At 69.1% G+C, this 25,447-nt stretch carries 24 protein-coding genes and 2 pseudogenes; 17 read left to right on the top strand and 9 right to left on the bottom strand.

The genetic code is table 11. From position 1 onward, the window contains the following. Nucleotides 1-60 precede the first annotated feature (60 nt). The 7 genes from ACFSCU_RS10790 (at nt 61) to ACFSCU_RS10820 (ending at nt 7,924) form a co-directional block, all read left to right on the top strand. Entirely contained in the window at nt 61-963 is a 903-nt protein-coding gene (locus ACFSCU_RS10790) for an EI24 domain-containing protein (protein WP_377560662.1), read from the top strand. Next, nucleotides 944-1,789 carry a competence/damage-inducible protein A gene (locus ACFSCU_RS10795; RefSeq protein ID WP_377560663.1) on the top strand — a complete coding sequence of 282 codons (846 nt, stop codon included), beginning with the start codon at nt 944-946 and terminating at the stop codon, nt 1,787-1,789. Before ACFSCU_RS10790 ends, ACFSCU_RS10795 begins: the two co-directional genes overlap by 20 nt. Nucleotides 1,790-2,006: 217 nt before the next feature. Further along, on the top strand, nt 2,007-3,422 hold the full coding sequence (glnA, locus tag ACFSCU_RS10800; protein WP_377560665.1) for a type I glutamate--ammonia ligase: 1,416 nt from the start codon (nt 2,007-2,009) through the stop codon (nt 3,420-3,422). A 162-nt stretch (nt 3,423-3,584) separates the two neighbouring features. Continuing rightward, nucleotides 3,585-4,115 (top strand): hypothetical protein, encoded by a 531-nt coding sequence (locus ACFSCU_RS10805; protein WP_180551223.1) that lies wholly within the window; start codon nt 3,585-3,587, stop codon nt 4,113-4,115. A gap of 162 nt (nt 4,116-4,277) precedes the next feature. Next, nucleotides 4,278-5,351, top strand: coding sequence for a nitrogen regulation protein NR(II) (glnL, locus tag ACFSCU_RS10810; RefSeq protein WP_257645848.1), 1,074 nt, complete (start codon nt 4,278-4,280; stop codon nt 5,349-5,351). Nucleotides 5,352-5,504: 153 nt separating this feature from the next. Then, nucleotides 5,505-7,049, top strand: a complete 1,545-nt coding sequence (gene ntrC / locus ACFSCU_RS10815) for a nitrogen regulation protein NR(I) (RefSeq protein WP_180551225.1) — start codon at nt 5,505-5,507, stop codon at nt 7,047-7,049. Between the two features lie 254 nt (nt 7,050-7,303). Further along, the gene (locus tag ACFSCU_RS10820; RefSeq protein ID WP_333707651.1) at nt 7,304-7,924 is read left to right on the top strand and encodes a GAF domain-containing protein; all 621 of its coding nucleotides are present in this window, start codon (nt 7,304-7,306) and stop codon (nt 7,922-7,924) included. A 17-nt stretch (nt 7,925-7,941) separates the two neighbouring features. Here the strand turns inward: ACFSCU_RS10820 and xth are convergent, their stop codons facing one another. The 3 genes from xth to ACFSCU_RS10835 form a co-directional block, all read right to left on the bottom strand. Then, nucleotides 7,942-8,721 (bottom strand): exodeoxyribonuclease III, encoded by a 780-nt coding sequence (gene xth, locus ACFSCU_RS10825; protein WP_333707653.1) that lies wholly within the window; start codon nt 8,719-8,721, stop codon nt 7,942-7,944. 1 nt (nt 8,722) lies between these two features. After that, entirely contained in the window at nt 8,723-9,169 is a 447-nt protein-coding gene (locus ACFSCU_RS10830) for a helix-turn-helix domain-containing protein (protein ID WP_180551227.1), read from the bottom strand. Between the two features lie 139 nt (nt 9,170-9,308). Continuing rightward, complete coding sequence (locus tag ACFSCU_RS10835) at nt 9,309-10,214, bottom strand: LysR family transcriptional regulator (RefSeq protein WP_180551228.1); 906 nt, start codon at nt 10,212-10,214, stop codon at nt 9,309-9,311. 122 nt (nt 10,215-10,336) lie between these two features. Here ACFSCU_RS10835 and ACFSCU_RS10840 point away from each other — a divergent pair, with 122 nt between their 5' ends. The 5 genes and pseudogenes from ACFSCU_RS10840 (at nt 10,337) to ACFSCU_RS10860 (ending at nt 13,586) form a co-directional block, all read left to right on the top strand. After that, nucleotides 10,337-10,564: a hypothetical protein gene (locus ACFSCU_RS10840; RefSeq protein WP_257645849.1), complete on the top strand. Its 228-nt coding sequence runs from the start codon at nt 10,337-10,339 to the stop codon at nt 10,562-10,564. Between the two features lie 39 nt (nt 10,565-10,603). Beyond that, a complete protein-coding gene (locus ACFSCU_RS10845) occupies nt 10,604-11,464 on the top strand; it encodes an alpha/beta hydrolase (protein WP_377560667.1) in 861 nt (286 codons plus the stop codon). Further along, nucleotides 11,461-12,067: pseudogene (locus ACFSCU_RS10850) on the top strand (DapH/DapD/GlmU-related protein). The gene ACFSCU_RS10845 and the pseudogene ACFSCU_RS10850 overlap by 4 nt, the downstream one beginning before the upstream one ends. Then, nucleotides 12,064-12,510 carry a cyclophilin-like fold protein gene (locus ACFSCU_RS10855; RefSeq protein WP_377560669.1) on the top strand — a complete coding sequence of 149 codons (447 nt, stop codon included), beginning with the start codon at nt 12,064-12,066 and terminating at the stop codon, nt 12,508-12,510. The pseudogene ACFSCU_RS10850 and the gene ACFSCU_RS10855 overlap by 4 nt, the downstream one beginning before the upstream one ends. 29 nt (nt 12,511-12,539) lie before the next feature. Beyond that, nucleotides 12,540-13,586 carry an NAD(P)-dependent alcohol dehydrogenase gene (locus ACFSCU_RS10860; protein ID WP_377560916.1) on the top strand — a complete coding sequence of 349 codons (1,047 nt, stop codon included), beginning with the start codon at nt 12,540-12,542 and terminating at the stop codon, nt 13,584-13,586. 103 nt (nt 13,587-13,689) lie between these two features. Here ACFSCU_RS10860 and ACFSCU_RS10865 read toward each other — a convergent pair whose 3' ends face one another. From ACFSCU_RS10865 to ACFSCU_RS10890, 6 genes are all read right to left on the bottom strand, one after another. Continuing rightward, on the bottom strand, nt 13,690-14,235 hold the full coding sequence (locus ACFSCU_RS10865; protein ID WP_257646220.1) for a DUF488 domain-containing protein: 546 nt from the start codon (nt 14,233-14,235) through the stop codon (nt 13,690-13,692). Between the two features lie 4 nt (nt 14,236-14,239). Then, nucleotides 14,240-14,458: a hypervirulence associated TUDOR domain-containing protein gene (locus ACFSCU_RS10870; protein ID WP_333707660.1), complete on the bottom strand. Its 219-nt coding sequence runs from the start codon at nt 14,456-14,458 to the stop codon at nt 14,240-14,242. A gap of 71 nt (nt 14,459-14,529) precedes the next feature. Beyond that, nucleotides 14,530-15,039 (bottom strand): dihydrofolate reductase, encoded by a 510-nt coding sequence (locus ACFSCU_RS10875; RefSeq protein WP_377560671.1) that lies wholly within the window; start codon nt 15,037-15,039, stop codon nt 14,530-14,532. After that, nucleotides 15,036-16,010 (bottom strand): alpha-ketoacid dehydrogenase subunit beta, encoded by a 975-nt coding sequence (locus tag ACFSCU_RS10880; RefSeq protein WP_377560673.1) that lies wholly within the window; start codon nt 16,008-16,010, stop codon nt 15,036-15,038. Before ACFSCU_RS10880 ends, ACFSCU_RS10875 begins: the two co-directional genes overlap by 4 nt. Nucleotides 16,011-16,170: 160 nt before the next feature. Then, entirely contained in the window at nt 16,171-17,172 is a 1,002-nt protein-coding gene (locus ACFSCU_RS10885) for a thiamine pyrophosphate-dependent dehydrogenase E1 component subunit alpha (protein WP_257645853.1), read from the bottom strand. Nucleotides 17,173-17,245: 73 nt separating this feature from the next. Then, nucleotides 17,246-18,055 (bottom strand): thymidylate synthase, encoded by an 810-nt coding sequence (locus ACFSCU_RS10890; protein ID WP_180551230.1) that lies wholly within the window; start codon nt 18,053-18,055, stop codon nt 17,246-17,248. A 52-nt stretch (nt 18,056-18,107) separates the two neighbouring features. Here ACFSCU_RS10890 and ACFSCU_RS10895 point away from each other — a divergent pair, with 52 nt between their 5' ends. From ACFSCU_RS10895 to ACFSCU_RS10910, 5 genes and pseudogenes are all read left to right on the top strand, one after another. Beyond that, a complete protein-coding gene (locus ACFSCU_RS10895) occupies nt 18,108-18,797 on the top strand; it encodes an ion channel (RefSeq protein ID WP_180551231.1) in 690 nt (229 codons plus the stop codon). A 102-nt stretch (nt 18,798-18,899) separates the two neighbouring features. Next, nucleotides 18,900-19,721 carry a translesion DNA synthesis-associated protein ImuA gene (imuA, locus tag ACFSCU_RS10900; protein ID WP_377560676.1) on the top strand — a complete coding sequence of 274 codons (822 nt, stop codon included), beginning with the start codon at nt 18,900-18,902 and terminating at the stop codon, nt 19,719-19,721. After that, entirely contained in the window at nt 19,690-21,558 is a 1,869-nt protein-coding gene (locus ACFSCU_RS10905; protein ID WP_377560677.1) for a DNA polymerase Y subunit UmuC family protein, read from the top strand. The genes imuA and ACFSCU_RS10905 overlap by 32 nt, the downstream gene beginning before the upstream one ends. A gap of 88 nt (nt 21,559-21,646) precedes the next feature. Next, nucleotides 21,647-21,997: pseudogene (locus tag ACFSCU_RS18945) on the top strand (PHP domain-containing protein); the annotation flags it as partial. A 3-nt stretch (nt 21,998-22,000) separates the two neighbouring features. After that, nucleotides 22,001-25,447, top strand: a complete 3,447-nt coding sequence (locus ACFSCU_RS10910; protein WP_417629396.1) for a helix-hairpin-helix domain-containing protein — start codon at nt 22,001-22,003, stop codon at nt 25,445-25,447.

Raw genomic sequence — 25,447 nt, forward strand, 5'->3', positions numbered from 1 at the left:
GCACCGGCGCATCCCGCAGGGGCTGGTCAGCCGCAGGAGCCGCCGCGCTATGCTCCGTTCATGATCCAACGCGTCCTCGACGCCTTCGTCCGCGCGCTCGGCCACGCGCTGCTGCCGCGCGTGATCGGCATGACATTGCTGCCGCTGGCGGTGATGACTGTCGTGGCGCTGGGGCTGGGCTATTTCTTCTGGAGCGGCGCGGTCGAATGGATGCGCGCGGCGCTGGCCAGTTGGTCGGTGGTCGGCTGGCTGGATGACCGCCTGCAGGTGGGCTGGCCGGGTGGGCTGGCGGCGCTGCTGGCGCCGTTCGCATTGGTGGCGCTGGCCACGCCGGTGATCGTGCTGACCTCGCTGGTGCTGGTGTCGACGCTGATGACGCCGACGCTGGCGCGCATAGTGGCCGAGCGGCGCTTTCCGGCGCTGCGGCGGCAGGGCGGGGCGTCGCTGGCGGCGTCCATCGGCTGGTCGGCCGGCTCGCTGCTGGTGGCGGTGGTGGCGCTGATTGTGAGCCTGCCGCTGTGGCTGATTCCGCCGCTGGTGCTGCTGTTGCCGCCGCTGATCTGGGGCTGGCTGACCTACCGCGTGATGAGCTTCGATGCCTTGGCCGACTACGCCAGCAGCGCCGAGCGCGCGGCCGTCTTCAAGGCCCACCGCTGGCCCCTGCTGGCCATGGGCATTGCCACCGGCTACATGGGCGCGGCGCCCGGCATCGTGTGGGCCTCGGGCGTGTTGTTTGCGGCGCTGTTCGTGGTGCTGGTGCCGCTGGCGATCTGGATCTACACCTTCGTGTTCGTGTTCTCGTCGCTGTGGTTCGCGCATTACTGCTTGGATGCGCTGGTGCAGCTGCGCGCCGTGCAGCCGGTGCCGCCGCCCGCACCGCCACCCGCGGGGGCGCTGCCACCGGCCGATGCCCGCACTTCCATCACCGATGTTCCCTGGCGCGATGCAAACCGTTCAAGCTGAATCCTCCCGTGTGCCGTCGTTCGGCCTCATCATCGTCGGCGACGAAATCCTCTCCGGCAAGCGCGCCGACAAGCACCTGGCCAATGTGATCGAGCTGCTGGGCGCACGCGGCCTGCCGCTGGCCTGGGCGCAGTACGTGGGTGACGAGCCGGCGCGCATCACGGCGACGCTGCGGCACGCGCTCGCCTCGGGCGACGTGGTGTTCTGCACCGGCGGCATCGGCGCCACGCCCGACGACCACACGCGCCAGTGCGCCGCCGCCGCGCTGGGCGTGCCGCTGGCGCTGCACCCCGAGGCGAAGCGCCTGATCCTGCAGCGACTGCAGGCCGTGGCCGAGCAGGAGGGTGTGCCGTGGGAACCCGAGCGCGCCGACAACCTGCACCGGCTGAACATGGGCGTGTTCCCCGAAGGGGCGGGCATCGTGCCCAACCCTTACAACCAGATCCCGGGTTTCAGCGTTGCGGGGCCTGCGGGGGGTGCTATTTATTGCGTACCGGGCTTTCCAGTCATGGCCTGGCCGATGATCGAATGGGCGCTGGACACGCATTGGTCGCATTGCTTTCGCCAGCGCGCTTGGCAAGAGCGCTCGGTCATCATCTTCGGCGGCGCGGAGGCCGAGCTGTCGCCGGTGATGGAACGCGTCGAGGCCGAGCACCCCGGCGTGAAGGTGTTCAGCCTGCCCAGCGTCGACCACCCGCAGCACGGCCGACACATCGAGCTGGGCGTGAAAGGCGCCGCCGAGGCGGTGCCGGCGGCCTATGCCAACCTGCGCGCCTGGCTGCTGCCCTACCAGCTGCGCTATGGCCCCGAACTGGTGCGTCCTTGAGTTCCCGTGTTTGGTGCATGCCGCACGAATGCACCAAGATGGGGTGCGCGTGCCCGGCAGATTCGCGGCCGTGCGCCGGCAGCGTGCTCAGGAACAGGCAAAATCGCGTGCATGACGACCGTGGCCGGCCGTTGCGGGGCGCCGCAGCGTTGGCATGGAAGCTGCATTTCCCACGCCGTTACCCTTTCAAACCACCCACCCCGCTTAGGAGAACCTGATGGCCAAGTCCGTCGCCGACGTCATGAAACTCGTCAAGGAAAACGAGTGCAAGTTCGTCGATTTCCGCTTCACCGACACCCGTGGCAAGGAGCAGCACGTGAGCGTGCCGGCGTCGCACTTCGACGAGGACAAGTTCAGCGAAGGCCACGCCTTCGACGGCTCGTCGATCGCCGGCTGGAAGGGCATCGAGGCCTCCGACATGCTGCTGATGCCCGACCCCGGCACGGCCTACATCGACCCGTTCTACGAAGAGCCCACGCTGGTGCTGACCTGCGACGTGCTGGAGCCGGGCGACGGCAAGGCCTATGAGCGCGATCCGCGCTCGCTGGCCAAGCGCGCCGAGGCGTATCTCAAGGCCAGCGGCATCGGCGACACCGCCTACTTCGGCCCCGAGCCCGAGTTCTTCGTCTTCGACGGCGTGCGCTGGAGCACCGAGCCCGGCCACAGCTTCTACCAGATCGAGGAATACGAGGCGCCCTGGAACACCGGCGCCAAGCTGGAAGGCGGCAACCGCGGCCACCGGCCGACCACCAAGGGCGGCTACTTCCCCGTGGCCCCGGTCGACAGCACGCACGACATGCGCGCCGAGATGGTGCTGATCCTCGAAGCACTGGGCGTGCCGGTCGAGGTGTTCCACCACGAGGTGGCGGGCGCCGGCCAGATGGAGATCGGCACCAAGTTCTCGACGCTGGTGGAACGCGCCGACTGGACGCAGCGCCTGAAGTATGTGGTGTGGAACGTGGCCGACAGCTACGGCAAGACGGCCACCTTCATGCCCAAGCCCTACCACGGCGACAACGGCAGCGGCATGCACGTGCACCAGTCGATCTGGAAGGGCGGCAAGAACCTGTTCGCGGGCAAGGGCTACGCGGGCCTGTCGGACACGGCGCTGTACTACATCGGCGGCATCATCAAGCACGCCCGCGCGCTGAACGCCATCACCAACCCCACCACCAACAGCTACAAGCGCCTGGTGCCGCACTTCGAGGCGCCGGTGAAGCTGGCCTACTCCAGCCGCAACCGCTCGGCCTCGATCCGCATCCCGCACGTGGCCAGCGACAAGGCACGCCGCATCGAGGCGCGCTTCCCCGATCCGATGGCCAACCCCTACCTGTGCTTCTCGGCGCTGCTGATGGCCGGCCTGGATGGCATCGAGAACAAGATCCATCCCGGCGAGGCCGCCACCAAGGACCTGTACCACCTGCCGCCCGAAGAGGACAAGCTGGTGCCCACCGTGTGCCACAGCCTCGACCAGGCGCTGGAAGAGCTGGACAAGGACCGCGCCTTCCTGACCAAGGGCGGCGTGTTCACCGACAACTGGATCGACGCCTTCATCGAGCTGAAGATGACCGAGGTCAACCGCATCCGCGTGCAGGTCAACCCGGCCGAATACGACATGTACTACTCGCTGTGATCTGATCACAACGATTGCAGTCGAATCGGGCGAAAAGGGCGACTTTGGTCGCCCTTTTTCCTTGTGGGGCGGGAACATGGCGTGGTCAAGCGGGTCTATTTGCTCGATACTTAATGCTTTAAGACGCGTGCCGGCCCCGGCCGCCGCGTGAACACCACCGACATGAAACCTCTCCTGCTGACTTCCTGTCTCTGCCTGGCCGCCGGCTTGCTGGCGGGCGCGGCGGCGCCCGCGTCGGCCCAGGACCGCATCTACCGCTGCGGCAACGAATACACCAACCAGATCAAGGGCCGCAGCGACTGCAAGCTCGTCGAAGGCGGCAACGTGACCGTGGTGCGCGGCACCGCGCCCGCAGCAGCGCCGGCCGCACCGGCGCCAACGCCCGTCACGCGCAGCGCCGCGGCGGCGCCGCGCACGGCCAGCGCGCCGCCGTCGGCCCCGCGCATTGACACGCCCGAGCAGCGTGCGCGCGATTCCGACGCCAAGGCCATCCTCGAGCAGGAACTGCGCCGCGCCGAGGCCAAGCAGGCCGAGCTGGTGAAGGAATACAACAACGGCGAGCCCGACAAGATCGGCGGCGAGGCGCGCAACTACCAGAAGTACCTGGACCGCGTGGCCGAGATGAAGGCCTCGATCGCCCGCAACCAGAGCGACATCGACGGCCTGAAGCGCGAGCTGTCGCGGCTGCGCTGAGCGCGCCGCGCGGCCGCCGGAGCCGCGGCGGCCACCCTGCGCAGAATGCTTCGATATTGATAGCTGCTGGCGCTTGCTGCACAAGCGCTGGGGCCTGATTTGGTATAAATGGCGCAGCGACGGCCCACGGACGGGCACGCCGCTTGCATTGGTTATCACACCATGCCCGCCGCCCACCGATCTTCCCGCACCCGCCTTCAGGCGCTCGATCTGCTGGTCACCCCCGTGGCCGTGGTGGACGCGGGCGGCGTGGTGCGCTTTGCCAACGCCGCGCTCGAAGACGCCGTGGGCCTGCCGTCGCGCAGCATCGAGGGCACGGCGCTGACGCATTACTTTGCCGACGCGGCCGCGTTTCAGCACGCGCTGGAGGGCGCGCACGGCAACCAGTTTGCGGCGCTGCGCTACGAGGCCCAGCTGCGCCGCCTGGGTGGCGAGCCGTGGCCGGTGCACGCCATCGTGGCGCAGACCGAAGCCAAGGGCGAGCTGATCGTCGAGCTGGTGCCGCTGGAGCAGCAGGCGCGCCAGGAGCGCGAGGAGCGCGCCGCCAACCAGGCGCGCGCGCACAAGGAGCTGTTCCGCAACCTGGCGCACGAGATCAAGAACCCGCTGGGCGGCATCCGCGGCGCCGCGCAGCTGCTGGAGATGGAGATCGACAGCCGCGAGCTGCGCGAATACACGCAGGTCATCATCCGCGAGGCCGACCGCCTGCAGCAGCTGGTGGACCGCCTGCTGGCGCCGCACCGCCGCCCGCAGGTGGTGGGCGACGTGAACATCCACGAGGTGTGCGAGCGCGTGCGCGCGCTGATCGCCGCCGAGTTCCCGCGCGGGCTGGCGGTGCGGCGCGACTACGACATCTCGATTCCCGACTTCCGCGGCGACCGCGAGCAACTCATCCAGGCGCTGCTCAACATCGTGCACAACGCCGCGCAGGCGCTGGGCCAGCGCATCGCGCAGGGCGACGCCGAGATCGTGCTGCGCACGCGCGTGGCGCGGCAGATCACCATCGGCAAGCAGCGCTGCCGCCTGGCACTGGACTTGCATGTCATCGACAACGGGCCCGGCGTGCCGGAGGCGATCAAGGACCGCGTGTTCGACCCCCTGGTGTCGGGCCGCGAGGGTGGCAGCGGCCTGGGGCTGACCCTGGCGCAGACCTTCGTGCAGCAGCACCACGGCGTGATCGAACTGGACAGCCGGCCCGGACGAACGGACTTCCGTATCCTGATCCCGCTGCCTTGAGCGCGGGGCAGGGTGGTTCGAAATTGATAGTGGCTTGCGCTTGCCAGACAATGATTTCAAGCCAAATGAATCTGAAATCGGCCTACAGCAAGCGCAAGCAGCTATGATTTTTGATGCAGCAAGCCGTGCGGCAATGAACAACCGGGAACACTGATGAAACCCATCTGGATCGTGGACGATGACCAGTCCATCCGCTTCGTGCTGGAGAAGGCGCTGTCGCGCGAATCGCTGGCCACGCGCTCGTTCACCAACCCGCGCGAGGTGCTGAACGCGCTGGAGGACGAGGCCGAACCGCCGCAGGTGCTGGTCAGCGACATCCGCATGCCGGGCGGCAGCGGGCTCGACCTGCTGGGCCAGGTGAAGCAGCGCCTGCCGGGCCTGCCGGTGATCATCATGACGGCCTTCTCCGACCTCGACAGCGCCGTGTCGGCCTTCCAGGGCGGCGCCTTCGAATACCTGCCCAAGCCGTTCGACATCCCCAAGGCGGTCGAGCTGATCCACCGCGCCGTGGCCGAGAGCCAGCGCGAGGAGGTCGCCGCCGAGCAGCAGACTGTGGCGCCCGAGATGCTGGGCCAGGCCCCGGCCATGCAGGACGTGTTCCGCGCCATCGGCCGGCTGTCGCAGAGCAACGTCACGGTGCTGATCACCGGCGAATCGGGCAGCGGCAAGGAGCTGGTGGCGCGCGCGCTGCACAAGCATTCGCCGCGCGCCGGCGGGCCGTTCGTGGCCATCAACACGGCGGCGATTCCCAAGGATTTGCTGGAGAGCGAGCTGTTCGGCCACGAGCGCGGCGCCTTCACCGGCGCGCAGACCATGCGGCGCGGCCGCTTCGAGCAGGCCGACGGCGGCACGCTGTTCCTCGACGAGATCGGCGACATGCCGTTCGATCTGCAGACGCGGCTGCTGCGCGTGCTGTCCGACGGCCAGTTCTACCGCGTCGGCGGCCACAGCGCCGTGAAGACCAACGCGCGCGTGATCGCCGCCACGCACCAGAACCTGGAGCAGCGGGTGAAGGACGGCAGCTTCCGCGAAGACCTGTTCCACCGCCTGAACGTGATTCGCCTGCGCCTGCCGCCGCTGCGCGAGCGGCGTGCCGACGTGCCCGCGCTGGCGCGGCATTTTCTGCAGCAGAGCGCGCGACAGCTGGGCGTGGAGCCCAAGCGCTTTGCCGACGCGGCGCTGGCGCGGCTGGCGGGGTTCGACTTTCCGGGCAACGTGCGCCAGTTGGAGAACATCTGCCACTGGCTGACGGTGATGGCCCCGGCGCAGGTCATCGAGTTCAAGGATCTGCCGCCCGAGGTGCTGGGCGCCGCGCAGCTTCCCGTGGCCGACAGGGCACTGGAAACTATCGAAACCATAGCTGCCAGCGCCGTATCCATGACGATGGAGGCTGATTTTGCTGCGATATCTCAGGCGCCGGTCGAGCCGCTCGACACGGGCGCCTTGCCGGCACCCGTTCCGCCCGCCGCGCCGGACGGCTGGCCGCAAGGCCTGCGGGCCGAGGCCATGCGCCTGCTGGCCAGCGGCCAGCCCGGCGTGTGGGACCAGCTGATGCACCAGGTCGAAACCCAGCTCATCGAAGCCGCGCTGGTCACCACCCGCGGCCGGCGCATCGAGGCGGCGCAAAGGCTCGGCATCGGCCGCAACACCATCACGCGCAAGATCCAGGAACTGGGCCTCGACGACGAGCCGGCGTGAATTCGGCCGGAGGCATCCTGCCGGGCAGGCGGTGGTGCGGCCCCGCGCAAACGGTGGAATAGTTCACGCCAGCCAGATGGGCCCTGCCGGTCGCCGTCTGGATGCAGGGCACAATGGGATTCGAACCAAAAGAGCACGACAGTACTTTTTTCGCATCCGCCATGCCTGTTTCAGCCCTGCGGCTCCTGTTCGGAAACCGGAGCCCAGCCAACCCGCCCGCCGCATCTCGGCCTGCCGAGCGCGCATCGGCGCCCGTGATTCGACTGGGCGCCGCGGCCGTGGTCAAGCTGCCCCTGGCGCTGCCGCCCGTGCCCACCCAGGTGGTGGCGCCTGCACGCCCGCCGGTGGTGGAGACCGACGTCGCAGGATGGCTGCGCACGCTGGAGCTGGCCCGCCTCGATGCCCTGCACCACCAGGGCGACGACCTGTTCCAGCTGATCGCCCGCATGGCGGCGCAGGTGTGCGATGCGCCCATTGCCGCCGTCACGCTGCTGGACGACCACACGCAATGGCTGCAGGGCAGCTTTGGCCTGGAGGTCGCCTTCATGCCGCTGGAGCTGTCGTTCTGCCAGCACGCGTTGCATTCGCCCTACCACATGACGGTGATCCAGGACGCGCTGAACGATCCGCGCGTCGCCATGCACCCCATGGTCCTCGGCGAGCCGGGCCTGCGCTTCTACGCTGGCGCGCCGCTGGTGACCCCGCAAGGTCTGGTCATGGGCACCGTGTGCGTGCTCGACACCAAGCCACGCACGCTGACCCCGGCGCAGAACCAGACGCTGTGCAACCTGGCCGAAGCTGTCATGCGGCTGCTGCTGTTGCGCGCCCCGGCGGACGAGGCCCAGGCGCTGGCGCTGTCGCCGCGTGCGGCCTGAGCGGCGCCGCGGCGCCTTCAGCCCAGTAGTTCCACCGTCACCGGCGCGTGGTCGCTCGGCTTGGGCCACTTGCGCGGCGTGCGGTCGATGCTGCAGGCGCTGACCAGCGGCACCAGCGGTTCGCTGACCAGGATGTGGTCGATGCGCAGGCCGCGGTTCTTCTGGTAGCCGAGCATGCGGTAGTCCCACCACGAATAGCTCTTCTCCGGCTGCTCGAACAGGCGGAAGGCATCGGTGAGGCCCAGGCCGAGCAGCGCCTTGAAGTGCTCCCGCTCCTCAGTCGTGTGGTGGATCGTCTCGGCCAGCCCCACCGGGTCGTAGCTGTCGCGGTCTTCCGGCGCGATGTTGAAGTCGCCCAGCAGCACCAGGCGCGGGTGCGCCGCCAGCTCCTCGCGCAGCCAGTCACGCAGGCCGCGCAGCCAGCTCATCTTGTAGTCGAACTTGTCGGTGCCCGGCGCTTGGCCGTTGACGAAATAGCCGTTGACGATGCGCAGCGGCCCGCCCGGCGCATCCACGGTGCCGGCAATCACGCGTGAGTTCTCGTCGCTGAAACCGACAATGTTGCGTCCCACGTCGGCCACCGGCGTGCGCGACAGCAGGGCCACGCCGTTGTATGTCTTCTGCCCGAACACGGCGGATTCGTAGCCGATCTCGCGCAGCATCTCGAGCGGAAACTTGTCGTCCGTCATCTTCAGTTCCTGCAGCGCCAGCACGTCGACCGGGTTGGCGGCCAGCCAGTCCAGCACGTGCTGCAGGCGGGCGGTGAGGGAGTTGACGTTCCAGGTGGTGATGCGCATCTCAGCCACCTTGCCCGGCCGTGAGGCGCGCGAGGGCCTCGCGCTTGCCCAATTGGCGAATGGAGGCGATGCGCTCGAGCTGCGCGGCGCGCGGATGCGCCTTGCCGGATTCCCACTTGTAGACCGACAGCGCGGACGCGCCTAGCAATTGCGCCATCTGCACCTGCGACAGCCCCAGCCGCGCCCGCTGGGCCGCGAAGCCCTCGGCGCTGAAGCGCAGCTGGCGCCCCGAAGGCGCCTCGGCAGCGGGCGCTGCCGCCGGCAGTTGGCCGATGGCCTTCTCATGGGTCTTGAGCTGCGCGCGCAAGGCCTTGACTTCGCGCTTGAGCGCGGCAATTTCGGAACGATGGGTGGTGGTGACCTTTCGCAGGGCGAGCAACTCATCCTTGAGTTCCTTGCGCGCGACCCGGGCGATCTCGGATTTGAGGGCGTTGGCGAGTGGATTCATGGGGGTCGATCGTACGCTGAGCCATCACCCCAGGCCGAAGTCGCGCCTGCGTGGCCGCACGGCCTGGGTGCGGCGAACACCCGCGCTCACCGTCTTCTGACGTCGATCGGGCAAGTTTCTGGCAATGACTACACGCGCGTCATGAACGTGCCGCCTCGCGCCAGCGCAGCGCCTCCACCACCAGGCTGAACGCCGGCGAAGGCTGGCGGCGGCTGGGGTAGTAGAGGTGGTAGCCGTCGAATGGCGGGCACCAGTCCTGCAGCACGCGCACCAGGCTGCCATCCTGAAGGTGCGGCGACAGCTCGTCCTCAGGCAGCAGCGTCAGGCCCAGGCCCGCCAGCGCGGCGTCAATCTGCGGTGGCGTGGTGTTGAAGATCAGCGGCCCGTCGACCCGCACGTTCACCCGTTGGCCGCGGCGTGCGAAATCCCACACGTACAACCCGCCCGAGCTGACCATGCGCTGATTGATGCAGCGGTGCACCGTCAGATCCTGCGGCGCGCGCGGCTTGCCGTGTTCGGCAAAGTAGGCCGGCGAGCCGACCACCGCCATGCGCAGCGGCGGGCCGATAGGCACGGCGATCATGTCCTTGTCGATGGTTTGCCCCATGCGCACGCCGGCGTCGAAGCGATCGGCCACGATGTCACGAAAGCCGTAGTGCATGTCCAGTTCCAGCGTGATGTCCGGATATTCGCGCACCAGCGGCAGCAGTTTGGGCAGCAGGATCGAGTTCAGCGGCCCCTCGCCGGCGGTGATGCGCACCAGGCCGGCGGGCTTGTCGCGCAATTCGGTGAGTGCGTCGAGTTCGGCTTCGATCTCGTCGAAGCGGTGGCCGATGGCCTTGGCCAGCCGCTCGCCCGCCACCGTGGGTGCCACGCTGCGCGTGGTGCGCGTCAGCAGGCGAATCTGCAGGCGCTCCTCCAGCCCGCGCACGGCCTGGCTGAGCGCCGATTGGGTGACGCCCAGTGCGGCGGCGGCGCGCGTGAAGCTGCCCTCGCGCGCCACGGTCACGAAGGCCAGCAGGTCATTGAGGTTGCGGCGTGCCATGGCGTTGATTATCAAGAAAAACTAATAAGCTGAATAAGCATTCATCATCTAGTCAGGGCTTCGCCGCGCGCCCAGAATTCCTCCCATCGGCCCTTCGGGCGCCGCACGACAGGAGTTCACCCATGACCCCCACCATGTCCCGCCGCCGCGCCCTGCAAGGCGCCGCCTCGTTCACCGCCGCCGCCGCGACGGCGCTGCAGGCCACGTCCGCGGGCGCCCAGACCCACTCTGCAGGAGCGCGCACCATGACCCGGCACTGGGACAAAGTCTTCCCGAAAAGCTCCCGCGTCGATCACCGCAAGATCACGTTCGGCAACCGCTACGGCATCACCGTCGCTGCCGACCTCTAACAGCCCAAGGGCGCGGCGGGCAGCAAGCGCCCGGCGCTGGTGATCAGCGGCCCGTTCGGCGCGGTCAAGGAGCAGGTGGCCGGGCTGTACGCACAGACGCTGGCCGAACGCGGTTTCGTCACGCTGGCGTTCGACCCGTCCTTCACGGGCGAAAGCGGCGGCGTGGTGCGCAACGTGGCCTCGCCCGACATCTTCACCGAGGACTTCAGCGCCGCCGTCGATGCCATCGGCCTGCTGCCGGGGGTGGACCGCACCCGCATCGGCGCCATCGGCATCTGCGGCCTGAGCGGCATGGCGCTGACGGCCGCGTCGGCCGATTCGCGCATCAAGGCCGTGGCCACCTCGGCCATGTACGACATGTCGCGCAGCATGAGCCGTGCGCACCAGGATAGCTACACGCGCGCCCAGCGCCAGCAGGTCATCGACTACCTGAGCCAGCAGCGCTGGGCCGATGCCGAGAGCGGCCAGCCCGCGCTGGGCCTGCACGAAGTGCCTTTCGATGAACAAGGCCGCATCGTTAAGGGCACGCGCGTGCTGCCGGAGAAGCTGCCGCCCGAAGCCGACCCGGTGCTCACCGCTTTCTTCAATTACTACCGCACCCGGCGCGGCTTTCACCCGCGCTCGATCAACTCCACCACCGCCTGGACGGCGACCACGCCCATGGCCTTCTTCGGCTTTCCGCTGGCGGCCCACATCGACATGATCGCGCCGCGCCCGATCCTGCTGGTGACGGGCGACAAGGCGCACTCGCGCTACTACTCCGACGATGTGTACCAAGCCGCCACCGGGCCGAAGGAGTTGCTGGTGGTGCCGGACGCCGACCACGTGGATCTGTACGACAACCTGGCCAGGATTCCGTTCGACCGACTGGACACCTTCTTCAAGCAGAGCCTGGCATGAACGCGCGCGACATCTTCGAGCGCGAGCGGGCCGGCGAGGTGATCGCCATCACCGACCCCGACTACGCGAAGATCGCCGCCCTGATCACCGAGGCGCAGCAGATCGTCGCCGAGATGAACACCGGCTACCGCAGCCCCGCAGACATGCGGGCGCTGTTCGAGCGCCTGACGGGCGTGCCGGTCGATGCGTCGTTCTGGTTGATGCAGCCGTTCTACACCGACTTCGGCAAGAACATCCGCGTCGGCCGCAACGTGTTCGTCAACCACGCCTGCGAATTCATGGACCGCGGCGGCATCACGATCGGCTACGACGTGCTGATCGGGCCCAAGGTCAACCTGGTCACCATCAACCATCCGCTGGATCCGGCCAGGCGCCGCGCCACCTATTGCGCACCCATCGTCATCGAACGCGGCGCCTGGCTGGGCGCGGCGGTGTCGGTGATGCCGGGCGTGACGATTGGCGAAAATGCCGTGGTGGCCGCCAACGCGGTGGTGACGAAAGACGTGCCCCCCCAACGCCATCGTGGGCGGTGTGCCGGCCCGCTTCATCCGCTGGATCGAGCCCGGAGAAGACCCGCCCGCCGCGATGCACGCAGCAACATGAATACGACAACAGCCCAGCCCAAGATCACCCGGCGCCGTGCGCTGGCGGCTGGCGTGGGGCTGCTGCTCGGCCCGCCCGCGCGCGCCACACAGGAGCGAAGCATGTGGATGACCATCGGTGAGCAGCGCTATGCCGTCGCGCTCGAAGACAACCCCGCCGCGCGCGCCCTGGGTGCGCTGCTGCCGCTCTCGCTCGACATGGCGGAGCTGAACGGCAACGAGAAGCACGCCCGCCTGCCGCGTGCCTTGCCCGCCAACGCCAGTCGCATCGGCACCATCCGCGCCGGCGACGTGCTGCTCTACGGCGACGACACGCTGGTCGTGTTCTACGAGGACTTGTCCTCCAGCTACCGCTATACCCGCATTGGCCGGGTGCAGCAGCCCGGCGGGCTGGCCCAGGCGCTGGGGCCGGTGCAGGCGCGTGTCCGCTTCACCGCACCCTGATCCACCTTCCACACGAAAGACCCATCATGATGAACGTCAAGGCCTATGGTGCCCATGCCGGGCAAGCGCCACTGCAGCCGCTCGACATCACGCGCCGCACCCCCGGGGCGCACGACGTGCAGATCGACATCGCCTTTTGCGGCGTGTGCCATTCCGACATCCATCAGGTGCGCTCGGAATGGGCCGGCACCCTGTACCCGTGCGTGCCGGGGCACGAAATCGTGGGGCGCGTCTCGGCCGTCGGGCCGGGCGTGCTCGGCTTCCAGGTGGGCGATCTGGTCGGCGTCGGCTGCATCGTCGATTCGTGCAAGACCTGCGCCGACTGCCACGACGGGCTGGAGAACTACTGCGACCACATGGTCGGCACCTACAACGGCCCCACGCCCGACGCGCCGGGCCACACGCTGGGCGGCTACTCGCAGAAGATCGTGGTGCACGAACGCTATGTGCTGCGCGTGCGCCATGCTGAAAGCGACCTTGCGGCCGTGGCGCCGCTGCTGTGCGCGGGCATCACCACCTATTCGCCGCTGCGCCATTGGAAGGTCGGCCCGGGTCACCAGGTGGGCGTGGTCGGCATCGGCGGGCTGGGGCACATGGGCATCAAGCTCGCGAAGGCCATGGGCGCGCGGGTGGTGGCCTTCACCACGTCCGAATCCAAGCGCGCGGCGGCGCGGGCGCTGGGCGCCGACGAGGTGGTCGTCTCGCGCCATGTTGATGAAATGGCCGCGCATGCGCAGAGCCTGGACTTCATCCTCAACACCGTCGCGGCGCCGCACGACCTCGACCCGTTCTTCGCGCTGCTCAAACGCGACGGCGTGATGACGCTGGTCGGCGCCCCGGCCACGCCGCACCCATCGCCCGGCGTGTTCAACCTGATCACCAAGCGCCGCAGCCTGGCCGGCTCGATGATCGGCGGCATCCCGGAAACGCAGGAAATGCTGGACTTCTGCGCGCAGCACGGCATCGTGGCCGACATCGAGATGATCCGCGCCGACCAGATCAACGACGCCTACGAGCGCATGATCCGGGGCGACGTGAAATACCGCTTCGTCATCGATACCCGAACACTGGCATAGGCCAGCGCTGCGCCCGTCGATCCGCGGCGCGCTGAGTTCTCTTCCGAGCGTTCAATGACAGGAACTGCCCACGGCCTGTTCAAGATGGTCGGCGCAGGGTTCTTCAGGCGCCCGATGGCCCGGGGTAGCTGATCTGACCGTCGGCACCGATTTGCGCGCCGGCCGTCAGGTGCGCTGCCTCGATCCGGCCCTCCATGATGTGCCGCACGTCCTCGCCCGCTGCCAGCAGGTGGTCGGCGATGATGCGGCGGTGGCAGCGCCACCAGACGGCTTCGGAACACATGACGGCGCAGTGCTCGCGCTGGCCTTTGGTGCGCAGTTCGGCCAGGCCTTCGCGAAAGGCGGGTTGCAGCGCGTAGTCGGCGTAGTTGTGAAAGCTGCGGTGGTCCCAGAAGCCGTTCACCTCCGGCGCCACGTTGCGCTGCAGGCTGCGGCGCCCGCCCAGGCTGGCCATGGCTTCGTAGGCGATGCCGTGCGGCGCCAGCGCAGCGGGCAGCACGTCCTGGTTGAACTGCGGGTTGGTGCGCGAGCGTGGAATGGTGCGCACGTCGATCAGGCGCGTGACCTTGGCCGCCTTCAGGCGCGCGGCCAGTTCGTCGACGGACAGTGTGGAATGGCCGATGGTGAAGTAGGGCAGGCGCGCCGGCATGGCGCTACTGGGCGACGTGGTGCAGCGCCGCCCCCTTGTGCACCGCGACGTGATCGGTCTTGTCGCTCTTGATTTCGTACTGCGGGTCGTCGGCGCTGGCGTGGTGCGTGTAGCCCTTCCAGTCGAAGTCCTGCTGGTGCACCTTGGTGATGTGCCCGCTCACGTGGCCGGCTTCGGAGTTCCAGCGCACGTGGTCGCCAACCTTGAATGACGCTTTGGCCATGACGCACTCCTTGTGTCGAATGGCGTGAAAGGCCATTGTGGGCGGCCTGCGCGCCCGACACGGGTGAAGGGTCAATCGCCGGTGCGACCGCTTCTGCGCCAGGTGACGAAGGCCAGGGGCTGGCCGTTGGCGGCGGCGATCTCTTCGCGCGCGACCTCGTGCCATTCGGGGCCGATGGCGGGGGCGAAGGCGTCGCCGTCGACCTCGGCGTCGATTTCGGTCACCACCAGTTCATCGGCCAGGGGCAGGGCCTGGGCGTAGATTTGCGCGCCGCCGATGACCCAGACCTGTTCGGAATTCTCACATTGTTGTAGCGCCTCGCGCAGGCTGGGTACGCGTTGGGCGCCGTTTTCTTGCCAATCTTTCTGCCGCGTGACGACGATGTTGGTGCGGCCGGGCAGGGGGCGGAACCTGGGCGGGATCGAGTCCCAGGTCCTGCGCCCCATGATGACCGGGTGGCTCAGCGTGGTGCGCTTGAAGTGGGCCAAGTCTTCTGGCAGATGCCAGGGCATGACGCCATCCTTGCCGATGACGCGATTGCGCGCCTGCGCCCAGATGAGGCCGATGCGGGGGCGTGTCATGCGGCGAGCTTTTGCGCGGCGGCCGCGACCTGTGCGGCGCTGACGCGCGCCTCGGCCTCCAGCGTGGGCGCGTAGCCGACGGGGATGCGCGGCGCGCCCAGCCGGGCGACTTTGGCGCCGGTCTCCTCGGCCACCGTGGCCGCGATCTCGGCGCCGAAGCCGGCCACGCGGATGGCCTCGTGCGCCACCAGCAGGCGGCCCGTCTTGGCCACGCTGGCCAGCACGGCGGCCTTGTCCCACGGCCAGATGGTGCGCAGGTCGATCACCTCGGCCTGCACGCCTTGCGTGGCCAGCTGCTCGGCGGCGTCCAGGCAGGACTGCATCTGCCGCGACCAGCTGACGATAGTCACGTCGCTGCCTTCGCGCGCCACGCGCGCCTTGCCCAGCGGCACGACTTCGCCGGGCGTCACGGGGCCGGGCGTGGCCCACAGTTCCTTGTGCTCCATGTAGACGACCGGGTCGCCCGAGGCCAGCGCGGCCAGCAGCAGGCCGTGGTTGTCGGCGGGTGTGGAAGGCGTGACGACGACCAGCCCCGGAATGTGCGCGAACCACGCCTCCAGCGACTGGCTGTGCTGCGCGGCGGACGATGACCAGATGCCGATGGGCATGCGCATCACCATGGGCACGCGGCCCTGGCCGCCGAACATGTAGCGGTTCTTGGCAGCCTGGTTGACGACTTCGTCGATGGCGCACAGCGCGAAGTCGACCACGCGCAGTTCCACCACTGGCTTGCAGCCGGCCAGCGCCATGCCCACGGCGGCGCCGACGATGGTGCTTTCTGAAATCGGCGTGTCGATGATGCGATCGGCACCGAAGCGCTGCACCAGCGGCGCACCGGCTTCATCGCGGTACTGGCCGAACACGCCGCCTCTTCCCAGGTCTTCGCCCAGGGCGATGACGTGCGGGTCGGCTTCCATGGCCTGCGACAGCGCGAGCGCGGCGGCCTGGGCGTAAGTCATCTCAAGTTTCATGGGGTTCATACGGTCCAGGTTGCACAAAATCCGACGAGCCCAACGGCCGCGGAGCAGGCCATGCGCGGGCACCCACGGCCGGGGTTTCCCCGGTCGTCGGGTGCGTCCCCCCTCAGGGGGGAAGGCGCCGAAGGCGACTCAGGGGGGAGCCTGGAGATATTCATGCCCACACTCCTTCGCCGGTGGTCTGGATGTCGGTGTACGCCTGCGCCTTGTCGGGCAGCGGGGCGGCCGTGGCAGTGGCCACGGCGGCGTCGATCTCGGTTTGCGCCTCGCGCTCGATCTGCTCGACCTGCGCTGTGTGGCCCTGCGCGACGAGTTGCGCGCGCGTGCGGGCGATGCCGTCGCGCGCCAGGGCGGCCTGCACGTCCTTCGGGTCGCGGTAGGTGCCGGGGTCGACCGAGACGTGGCCTTTGTGCCGGTCCGTCAGCGCGTGCAGCAGGCGCGGGCCGCTGCCGGTGCGGATCTCGCGGATCAGCTCGCCCGCGGCCTGGCTCACGGCCTGCACGTCGGTGCCGTCGACCTGCACGGCGGCAATGCCCATCGACGCCGCGCGTGCGCTGGCGCCGGGGCCGGCGGTCATGGGCGCGCTGGCGGTGGTGGCGCTGATGCGGTTGTCCTCGCACACGAAGAGCACGGGCAGGTGGTAGACCACGGCCCAGTTCAGCGCCTCCATGAAGGGCCCGCGGTTGATGGCGCCGTCGCCGAAGAAGCACACGGCGATGGCGTCCTGCCCGCGGATCTTCAGGCCCTGCGCCGCGCCCACGGCAATCGGCAGGCCGGCCGCCACCACGCCGTTGGCGCCCAGCATGCCGACGGAGAAGTCGGCAATGTGCATCGAGCCGCCCTTGCCGCCGTTGTAGCCGGTGGCGCGGCCGAACAGTTCGCACATCATCTTCGTCGGGTCGGCGCCCTTGGCCAGCGTGTGGCCGTGGCCGCGGTGCGTGCTGGTCAGCAGGTCGGCGGGTTTCAGGTGCGCGCACACGCCGGCGGCCACGGCCTCCTGCCCGGTGGACAGGTGCAGCGGGCCGCGCACCAGCGCGGGCGTGGCCGAGGCCTGCTTGCCCCAGGCGGCGACGCCGCCCTGGCTGGCGATTTCGGCCGCGTCCTCGAAGGCGCGGATGCGCACCATGGTGCGGTAAAGCGATAACAGATCGGTCATTCGGTTACTTCGTTATTGATAGCTGGTTGCGCTTGCTGAATCAGCGCTGGAGGCCGATTTGTCTTGAAAAATCTCAGACGGCCACCGGCGCCTTGATGGCCGCGTGGTGCTGGTAGCCCTGCACCTCGAAATCGTCGAATTCGTAATCGAAGATCGACGGCGGGCGACGGCGGATCGTGAGCGTGGGGTAGGGGAAGGGCGCGCGGCTGAGCTGCTCTTTCACCTGCTCTTCATGGTTGGCGTAGATGTGGCAGTCGCCGCCCGTCCAGATGAAATCGCCCACGGCCAAGTCGCACTGCTGCGCCAGCATGTGCGTCAGAAGCGCGTAGCTGGCGATGTTGAAGGGCACGCCCAGAAAGATATCGGCGCTGCGCTGGTAGAGCTGGCAGCTCAGCCTGCCATCTGCCACGTAGAACTGGAAGAACGCGTGGCAGGGCATCAGCGCCATCTGGTCGAGTTCGGCCACGTTCCAGCTGCTCACGATGATGCGGCGCGAATCGGGGTTGGTCTTGAGCGTGTTCACCACCTGCGCGATCTGGTCGATGTGCGTGCCATCGGCCCTGGGCCACGATCGCCACTGCACGCCGTACACGGGGCCGAGGTCGCCATCGGGCTTGGCCCATTCGTCCCAGATGGTCACGCCGCGCTCCTGCAGCCAGCGTGCGTTGCCGTCGCCGCGCAGGAACCACAGCAGCTCGTAGATGATGCTTTTCAGGTGCACCTTCTTGGTGGTGACCAGCGGAAAGCCCTCGCTCAGGTCGAAGCGCATCTGGTAGCCGAACACGCTTTTGGTGCCCGTGCCGGTGCGGTCGGCCTTGGCCACGCCGTGCTCGTGCACGTGGCGCATGAAATCTTCGTACTGGTGGCGGATCGGTCGGTTCATTGCTGCCGATTGTGGCGCAAGCCGGCAAGCAGACCTTGGCGACAATCGCGCCATGATCCAGCCCCTTCGCCTGCTGCGGCGCCTGCGCCACTACCCCTCGTCGGCCCTGCTGGCGGTGCAACTGGTGGGGGTGGTGATGTATGCGCTGCTGGACGACGGCCGCACCGGGCGCGTGGGGCAGGTGGTGCTCAGCCTGTTCGGGCTGCTGGTGCTGGGCATGGCGCTGCGCGTGGTGCGCCAGAGCCCGGCCGCCAACAGCTGGGCCATGGGGCTGGCGGCCAGCGTGCTGGTGCTGTGGATGTGGCAGTGGGTGTCGCCGGGCACGCACCTGCTGCTGCTTATCTCGGTGCTGGAGGCGCTGTTCTACCTGTACGCGGCCGGCGCGCTGATCGCCTACCTTCTGCAGGACGACACCGCCACCACCGACGAGCTGATGGCCGCTGGCGCCACCTTCACCGTGCTGGCCTGGGCCTTCGCGCACCTGTACATGGCCTGCCAACTGCTGGTGCCGGGCACCTTCCCGGCGGCGGTGCGACCGGGCGAACCGCGCACCTGGTTCGAGTTGCTGTTTCTCAGCTTCACCACGCTGGCCGGCGTGGGCTTGAGCGACATCGCGCCGGTCAAGCCCATGGGCCGCGCGCTGGTCATGCTGGAGGAGCTGGCGGGCGTGATGTACATCGCCGGCGTGGTCTCTCGGCTGGTGGCCTTGACGGTGACCCGGCGCGCAAGCGGCGACCGATAAGCGCCGGCTGCTCCTGTTTTTTGGCTCGCTCGCGGCGGGTGACAGATGGGCCAAAAGACTGTATAAAACAACAGTTATTTGCGTTGTTTTCATGCGGTTGAAATGTCTGCCTCGTCCTGTCTGTCGTCCCTGCCATCCGCCCTTGGCGCCAGCGTCTGGCGTGCCGATGAGCTGGCGGGCGCGGCCGTGGGCACGGTGGCCAGCGGCCACGCCGCGCTGGATGCCGAACTGCCCGGCGGCGGCTGGCCGCTGGGCGCGCTGATCGAATTGCTGCAGCCGGCGCGCGATGCGCCCGTGTGGTCGTTGCTGCTGCCGGCCGTGGTGGCGCGCCAGCAGGCCAGCGGCGGGGCGGTGGTGCTGGTCAATCCGCCGCACGAGCCGTTTCTGCCCGCGTTCGCGGCGGCGGGGCTCCCCGCCTCATCCGTGCTGTGGGTGCGCGGCGAAACGCCGGTGGCGCCACTGTGGGCCAGCGAGCAGGCGCTGCGCTGCGCCGACGTGGCCGCCGTGCGGGCCTGGCTGCCGCGCGCGCGCGCCGGCGATCTGCGCCGCCTGCACGCGGCGGCCGCGCTGCGTGCCGACAGCCTGCTGTTCGTGCTGCGGCCGCAGGCCGCCGGGGCGGCCGGCTCCTGCGCGCGGCTGCGCCTGCGGGTGGGCGTGCCGGCGGCGGCGCCCGTGCACGGCGCGGGGCACCCCGACGCGGCGCGGCAGGCGCTGGCACCAGCGCTGTGCGTCGACATCCTCAAGCGCCGCGGGCCGCCGCTCGATGCGCCCTTGCAGCTGCCGGCGCAGGCGCCACGGCTGCGCGCGCTGCTGGCCGCCAGCGCGCCAGCGGGCGCGGCCGGGCCGGGCGGCGGGAAGGTGCGGTCGCTGGACACGAAGAAAGAAGAGAGCCATGCACTGGATCGCCTTGCAGTGGCCGCCTGAGGGCAGCGTGGCGGGCGATGGCCTGCCCGCGGCTGCGGCGCCGCCCGTCGGCGCGGCGCCCACGCGCGAGGCGCTCGGCTGGTGGGCCTTGCAGTTCACGCCGCACGTGGCCTGGGTGGACGAGGCGCTGCTGCTCGAAGTCTCGGCCAGCCTGCGGCTGTGGGGCGGCCTGAAGGCGCTGATGCGCCGCATTAATGAATCAAATCCGGCGCCAGCCGTTGTGCAGCAAGCGCAGGAAGCTACTGGATTGGTAGCAATCGCCCTGTTGCGCCTGCGCTCGGGCAGGCAGGCGCTGCCTGCCGACCGGCCCGCCGCGTTGCCGCTGGCCACGCTCACGGCCGCGCAGCCGCACCTGCCCCTGTTCGCGCGGCTGGGCTGCCGCACCTGGGGCGATGTGCACGCCTTGCCGCGCGCGCCGATGGTGCGGCGCTTCGGCGCCGAGTTGCGCCGCGCGCTCGACATCGCCTGGGGCCTGGCGCCTGAAAGCTACCCCTGGCTCACGCTGCCCGAGCGCTTCGACCAGCGGCTCGAGTTGCCCCAGCGCGCGGACGACGCCCCGGCGCTGATGTGGTCGGCCAACCGCCTGCTCACTTTGCTACAGCTGTGGCTGCGCGCGCGCCAGTTGGGCGTGCTGGCGTTCGAGCTGGAATGGACGCTCGACCTGAAGCGCCTGGACGGCCGCGCGCTGCCGCCCACGCAATCGCTCGTCATCGGCACGGCCGAGCCGGGGCAGGCCATGGTGCACCTGCGCCGCCTGCTGGCCGAGCGGCTGGCGCACGTCAGCCTGCTGGCGCCGGCGAACGGCCTGCGCCTGCGCAGCCTGGACACCGCGCCCTGGGTCGCGCCCACGGTGAGCTTTCTGCCCGAAGACCAGCGCAGCGGCGATCCGCTGCACGTCTTCATCGAACGCGTCAGCGCGCGGCTGGGCGTCGGCAGCGTGCAAGCGCCCGTGCTGCAGGCCGATCATCGGCCGGAGTGCATGCAGGGCTGGCAGGCGGCCGAGCCTGGCCGGCCGTCGCCGGCGGCCAGTCCCACGGCGCAGAAGCGATCCGGAAAGCGGCCCAAGGACATGGCTCCTTCCCCCGCTGGGGGAAGGCTGGGATGGGGGCAGCCCCCGTCAGCCATGCCACCGCCGCCAGCCCCTCACCCCAGCCCTCTCCCCAAAGGGGCGAGGGCGCAAACTCATCCGCTGCCGCACGGGCGCCCACTGCCCCCTCTCCCGCCGGCGGCAGAGGGCTGGGGTGAGGGGAAAGCAACTAAAGATGCGCAGCCGTTTTTTGAACCAAATCAGCCTCTGATCGTTGCTGATAAAGCGCAGTTCGCTATTGAAAATGAAGCAAACTTTCCTCCTTCCCTCGCTGGGGGAAGGCTGGGGTGGGGGTCGCCACCGTTGACCATGGCCGCGCCGCTGGCCCCTCACCCTAGCCCTCTCCCCAAAGGGGCGAGGGAGCAAGCGGTGGCATCGCCCGGGGCTGCTTACTCCCTCTCCCGCCGGGCGGGAGAGGGTCGGGGTGAGGGAGCCGCAACCTCGTGGCACAGCCTTCTCCCCGACGCGCTCGCCCCCACCTGGCTGCTGCGCGAACCGCTGCCGCTGGAGGTGGCCGAAGGCGGCCAGCCCTGCCACCACGGCCCGCTGCGCCTGCTGGCCGGCCCGCGCCGCGTCGAAACCGGCTGGTGGCCCGACCCTGCCGCACCCGGCGCCCCTGTCGCCGCGCGCGACTACTACATCGCCCAGAACCCGGCGGCCGAACTGCTGTGGGTCTACCGCGAACGCGCCACGTCGGCGGCGCCGAGCGCCGCCGGACCGCGCTGGTTCCTGCACGGCCTGTATGCCTGAGCCGAGCCACAAGGAACTGGCCGAACGCGCCGACTGGGCGCGGCGCCATCGCGCCCGGTTCTTGAAGAAAAATCAGCCGCTGGTCGGCATCCAGACTGCGCAACAAGCTACAGAAAAAGAAGCAACCGAGCCGCCGCCCTACGCCGAACTGCACTGCCTCACCCACTTCAGCTTCCAGCGCGGCGCCTCAAGCCCCGAAGAGCTGGTGCGCCGCGCCTGGGCGCTGGGCTACACGGCGCTGGCCATCACCGACGAGTGCTCGGTGGCCGGCGTGGTGCGCGCCTGGAGCGCGCACAAGGTCTGCGCCCGCGCACCCGAGCCCGGCGATGCGTTCGACGACGAACTGAGCGCCGTGCGCGCCGCGCGCCGCGCCGCCGGCGTGAGTGCGCCGCTGCAACTGCTTTTCGGCAGCGAATTCCGCTTCGACGGCCAGGGCACGCTGGTGGCGATCGCGCGCGATCTGCACAGCTGGGGCGACCTGTGCAGCTTCATCACCGCCTGTCGCCGCGCCGCGCCCAAGGGGCACCACGCGCTGCCGCCGCTGGCCCAGGCGCTGGCCGCACTGCGGCGCTGCGCGCTGCTGTGGGCGCCGGCGAAGGAGGGGTCGAAAGCTATCGATTCAATAGCTGACTGCGCTTTACAGACAAGCGTCAGCGGCCCATTTGATTCAAAAATCACGCTGCTGGCCGAGCTGCACGGTGGCGCCGACGATGCCCTTTGGCTGGCGCAGCTGCGCGCGCTGTCCGCCGCCACCGGCTGGCCGCTGGCGGCGGCCGGCGACGTGCACATGCACGTGCGCGCGCGCAAACGCCTGCACGACGTGATGACCGCCATCCGCGTCGGCCAACCGGTGCACGCCTGCGGTTTCGCGCTGCAAGCCAACGCCGAGCGCCACCTGCGCCCGCGCGAGCGGCTGGCGGCGGTGTACCCGCCCGACCTGTTGGCCGCCACGCTGGCGGTGGCCGCGCGCTGCGCGTTCGAGCTGGACGAAATCCAATACAACTATCCGGAAGAGGCGGTCATCGAGGGCCTGACGCCGACCGAAACCCTGGCGCAACTGACCCGCGAAGGCGCCGCCTGGCGCTTTCCCAAAGGCGTGCCGCCGCGCATTCAAGGCTTCATCGACAAGGAACTCGCCCTGATCGAGGAATGCCGGTACGAGATGTTCTTCCTCACCGTGCACGACATCGTGCGCTGGGCAAGAGGGCAGGGCATCCTGTGCCAGGGGCGCGGCTCGGCGGCCAATTCGGTCGTCTGCTATTGCCTGGGCATCACCGCCGCCGACCCCGAAAAATCCAACCCGCTGCTGGAGCGCTTCATCAGCAAGGCGCGCCAGAACGAGCCGCCCGACATCGACGTCGATTTCGAGCACGAGCGGCGCGAACAAGTCATCCAGTACATCTACCGCAAATACGGCCGCAGCCGCGCCGCTTTGAGCGCCACGGTCATCTGCTACAGAAGGCGCAGCGCCCTGCGCGACGTGGGCCGCGCGCTGGGCGTGGACGAGCGGCTGATCGACGCCTTCGCCAAGGATCACCACTGGTTCGACGACGGCCTGGCCGCGCACCGCCTGGGCGATCTGGCGGCCACGGTCGGCGCCGCCATCACGCCCGCGCTGGCCAGCCTGTGGCTGCAACTGACCGAGCAGCTGCGCGGCGCGCCGCGCCACCTGAGCCAGCACGTCGGCGGCTTCGTGCTGACCGAAACGCCCTTGCACCGCCTGGTGCCGCTGGAAAACGCGGCCATGGAAGGCGATCCCGTGCAGTGGGCCGACCCCGACGCAGAAGGTGAAGCACCCGCCAGCGCCCACGCGATCTGCCCGGAACTGGAACGCTGGCTGCCGCCGCGCCCCGCGCTGCGGCAAGTCATCCAGTGGGACAAGGACGACCTCGACGCGCTGGGCCTGATGAAGGTCGACGTGCTGGCACTGGGCATGCTCACGGCCATGCGGCGCTGCCTTGAAATGGTCTCGCGTCGGCGTGGCAGGCCGTTCACGCGCTCCGATATCCAGAGCGAATGTCCGGAAACCTACCGCATGATCCGCCGCGCCGACACCGTGGGCACCTTCCAGATCGAAAGCCGCGCGCAGATGAGCATGCTGCCGCGCCTGAAGCCCACCACCTTCTACGACCTGGTGGTCGAAGTCGCCATCGTGCGGCCGGGGCCGATCAGCGGCGGCATGGTGCACCCGTACCTGAAGGCGCGCGAGCGTCGGCGGCGCGGTCTGCCCATCACCTACGATCGTTCGACCAACGACCCCGCGCCCAACCCGGCCGATCCTGACGACCCGGAATGCCAGCCCCGCCTGGCCAAGGCGCTCAGGCGCACGCTGGGCATTCCGATTTTTCAGGAGCAGGTCATGGAAGTCGCCATGATCGCCGCCGACTACAGCGCCGAGGATGCCGACCGGTTGCGCCGCGACATGGCCGCCTGGAAGCGCAAGGGCGGTCTGGGGCCGCACCGCGAACGCCTCATCCAGGGCATGCGGCGCAACGGCTATGAGCTGGAATACGCCGAGCGCATCTTCAGGCAGATCGAAGGCTTCGGCGAATACGGCTTCCCCGAAAGCCACGCCTACAGCTTTGCCCTGATCGCCTACGAAAGCAGCTGGCTCAAGTGCCACGAGCCCGAGGCGTTTCTGGCGGCGATGCTCAATTCGCAGCCGATGGGTTTCTATGGCCCGGCGCAACTGGTTCAGGACGCCAGGCGCCACGGCGTCGTCGTGCTGCCGCCGGATGTGACGGTGAGCGGGTGGGATTGCGCGCTGGAGGAGGCTGTCTTGGCTCTCTCCCCCGCTGGGGCAGGGCCGGGGTGGGGGTCAGCCCCGTGGCCGATGGCCGCGCCGTCGGCCCCTCACCCCAGCCCTCTCCCCAGAGGGGCGAGGGAGCAAGCCCATCCGCTGCGGCACGGGCGGCTATCGCCCCCTCTCCCGCTTGCGGGAGAGGGCTGGGGTGAGGGGCAGGCGGTTGAAGATGCGCAGCCTTTTTTTGAATCAAATTTGCCTCGGGACCTTACCCAGAAAGCGCAACACGCTATTGAAAATGAAGCTTATTTTTCTCCCTCCCCCGCTGGGGGAGGGCCGGGGTGGGGGCCACCCCGCGCCACCCGCCAATCCGCCGGCACCCATCCCAGCCTTACCCCAGCAAGAGAAACGGCAAGACCTGCCGTCCGCCTGGGCCTGCGCCTGGCGCAGGGCTTGAACGAAGCCGCCGCCCGGCGCATCGAGCAAGCGCGCGCCGAGCGGCCGTTCACCAGCGTCGATGACCTCGCGCGCCGCGCGCAACTGGACGTGAAGGCACTCAACCAGCTCGCCGCCGCCGACGCGCTCATCACCCTGGCCGGCCACCGCCGCCAGCAGGTGTGGCAGGGCGCGGCCCTCAAGTCAGCACCGGAACTGCTGCGCGACGCGCCCATCGACGAGGACGCGCTCGTGCTGCCCGCCGCGCCGGAAGGCGAAGAAATCGTGCACGACTACGCCGCCCTCGGCCTGACGCTGCGGCGCCACCCGCTGGCGCTGCTGCGCCCGCGCCTGGCCCGCTGGCGCCTGCGCAGCGCCCAGGAGTTGAAGGCCGCCCGGCACGGCGAGCAGGTGCGCGCCTGCGGTATCGTCATCGGCCGGCAGCAGCCCGGCACCGCCAAGGGCACCATCTTCGTCACGCTGGAAGACGAGACCGGCCCCGTCAACGTCATCGTCTGGAAAAGCGTGCGGGTGGCCGAAGATCAGCGCAACGCCCTGCTGCGCTCGCGCCTGCTGGCCGTGCAGGGCGAATGGCAGATCGGCCAGGACAGCGGCGGCCACGTGCGCCATCTCATCGCGCAGCGCTTTGTCGATCTCACGCCGCTGCTCGGCCGCATCGCCGGGCTGACGACGAGCCGCGACTTTCATTGA

This window comes from Ottowia beijingensis (assembly GCF_042680925.1).
Lineage (GTDB): Bacteria > Pseudomonadota > Gammaproteobacteria > Burkholderiales > Burkholderiaceae_C > Ottowia > Ottowia beijingensis.

Excerpts from the sequence above, each read along its gene's own strand:
- ACFSCU_RS10860 (WP_377560916.1), top strand. The coding sequence starts at position 12,540 with ATGAACGTCAAGGCCTATGGTGCCCATGCCGGGCAAGCGCCACTGCAG.
- ACFSCU_RS10885 (WP_257645853.1), bottom strand. The coding sequence starts at position 17,172 with ATGACCGATCTGTTATCGCTTTACCGCACCATGGTGCGCATCCGCGCC.
- glnL (WP_257645848.1), top strand. The coding sequence starts at position 4,278 with ATGCCCGCCGCCCACCGATCTTCCCGCACCCGCCTTCAGGCGCTCGAT.
- xth (WP_333707653.1), bottom strand. The coding sequence starts at position 8,721 with ATGCGCATCACCACCTGGAACGTCAACTCCCTCACCGCCCGCCTGCAG.
- ACFSCU_RS10840 (WP_257645849.1), top strand. The coding sequence starts at position 10,337 with ATGACCCCCACCATGTCCCGCCGCCGCGCCCTGCAAGGCGCCGCCTCG.
- ACFSCU_RS10790 (WP_377560662.1), top strand. The coding sequence starts at position 61 with ATGATCCAACGCGTCCTCGACGCCTTCGTCCGCGCGCTCGGCCACGCG.
- ACFSCU_RS10855 (WP_377560669.1), top strand. The coding sequence starts at position 12,064 with ATGAATACGACAACAGCCCAGCCCAAGATCACCCGGCGCCGTGCGCTG.
- ntrC (WP_180551225.1), top strand. The coding sequence starts at position 5,505 with ATGAAACCCATCTGGATCGTGGACGATGACCAGTCCATCCGCTTCGTG.
- ACFSCU_RS10870 (WP_333707660.1), bottom strand. The coding sequence starts at position 14,458 with ATGGCCAAAGCGTCATTCAAGGTTGGCGACCACGTGCGCTGGAACTCC.
- ACFSCU_RS10795 (WP_377560663.1), top strand. The coding sequence starts at position 944 with ATGCAAACCGTTCAAGCTGAATCCTCCCGTGTGCCGTCGTTCGGCCTC.
- ACFSCU_RS10905 (WP_377560677.1), top strand. The coding sequence starts at position 19,690 with ATGCACTGGATCGCCTTGCAGTGGCCGCCTGAGGGCAGCGTGGCGGGC.
- ACFSCU_RS10830 (WP_180551227.1), bottom strand. The coding sequence starts at position 9,169 with ATGAATCCACTCGCCAACGCCCTCAAATCCGAGATCGCCCGGGTCGCG.
- ACFSCU_RS10880 (WP_377560673.1), bottom strand. The coding sequence starts at position 16,010 with ATGAAACTTGAGATGACTTACGCCCAGGCCGCCGCGCTCGCGCTGTCG.
- ACFSCU_RS10835 (WP_180551228.1), bottom strand. The coding sequence starts at position 10,214 with ATGGCACGCCGCAACCTCAATGACCTGCTGGCCTTCGTGACCGTGGCG.
- ACFSCU_RS10805 (WP_180551223.1), top strand. The coding sequence starts at position 3,585 with ATGAAACCTCTCCTGCTGACTTCCTGTCTCTGCCTGGCCGCCGGCTTG.
- ACFSCU_RS10890 (WP_180551230.1), bottom strand. The coding sequence starts at position 18,055 with ATGAACCGACCGATCCGCCACCAGTACGAAGATTTCATGCGCCACGTG.
- ACFSCU_RS10875 (WP_377560671.1), bottom strand. The coding sequence starts at position 15,039 with ATGACACGCCCCCGCATCGGCCTCATCTGGGCGCAGGCGCGCAATCGC.
- imuA (WP_377560676.1), top strand. The coding sequence starts at position 18,900 with ATGTCTGCCTCGTCCTGTCTGTCGTCCCTGCCATCCGCCCTTGGCGCC.
- ACFSCU_RS10895 (WP_180551231.1), top strand. The coding sequence starts at position 18,108 with ATGATCCAGCCCCTTCGCCTGCTGCGGCGCCTGCGCCACTACCCCTCG.
- ACFSCU_RS10865 (WP_257646220.1), bottom strand. The coding sequence starts at position 14,235 with ATGCCGGCGCGCCTGCCCTACTTCACCATCGGCCATTCCACACTGTCC.
- glnA (WP_377560665.1), top strand. The coding sequence starts at position 2,007 with ATGGCCAAGTCCGTCGCCGACGTCATGAAACTCGTCAAGGAAAACGAG.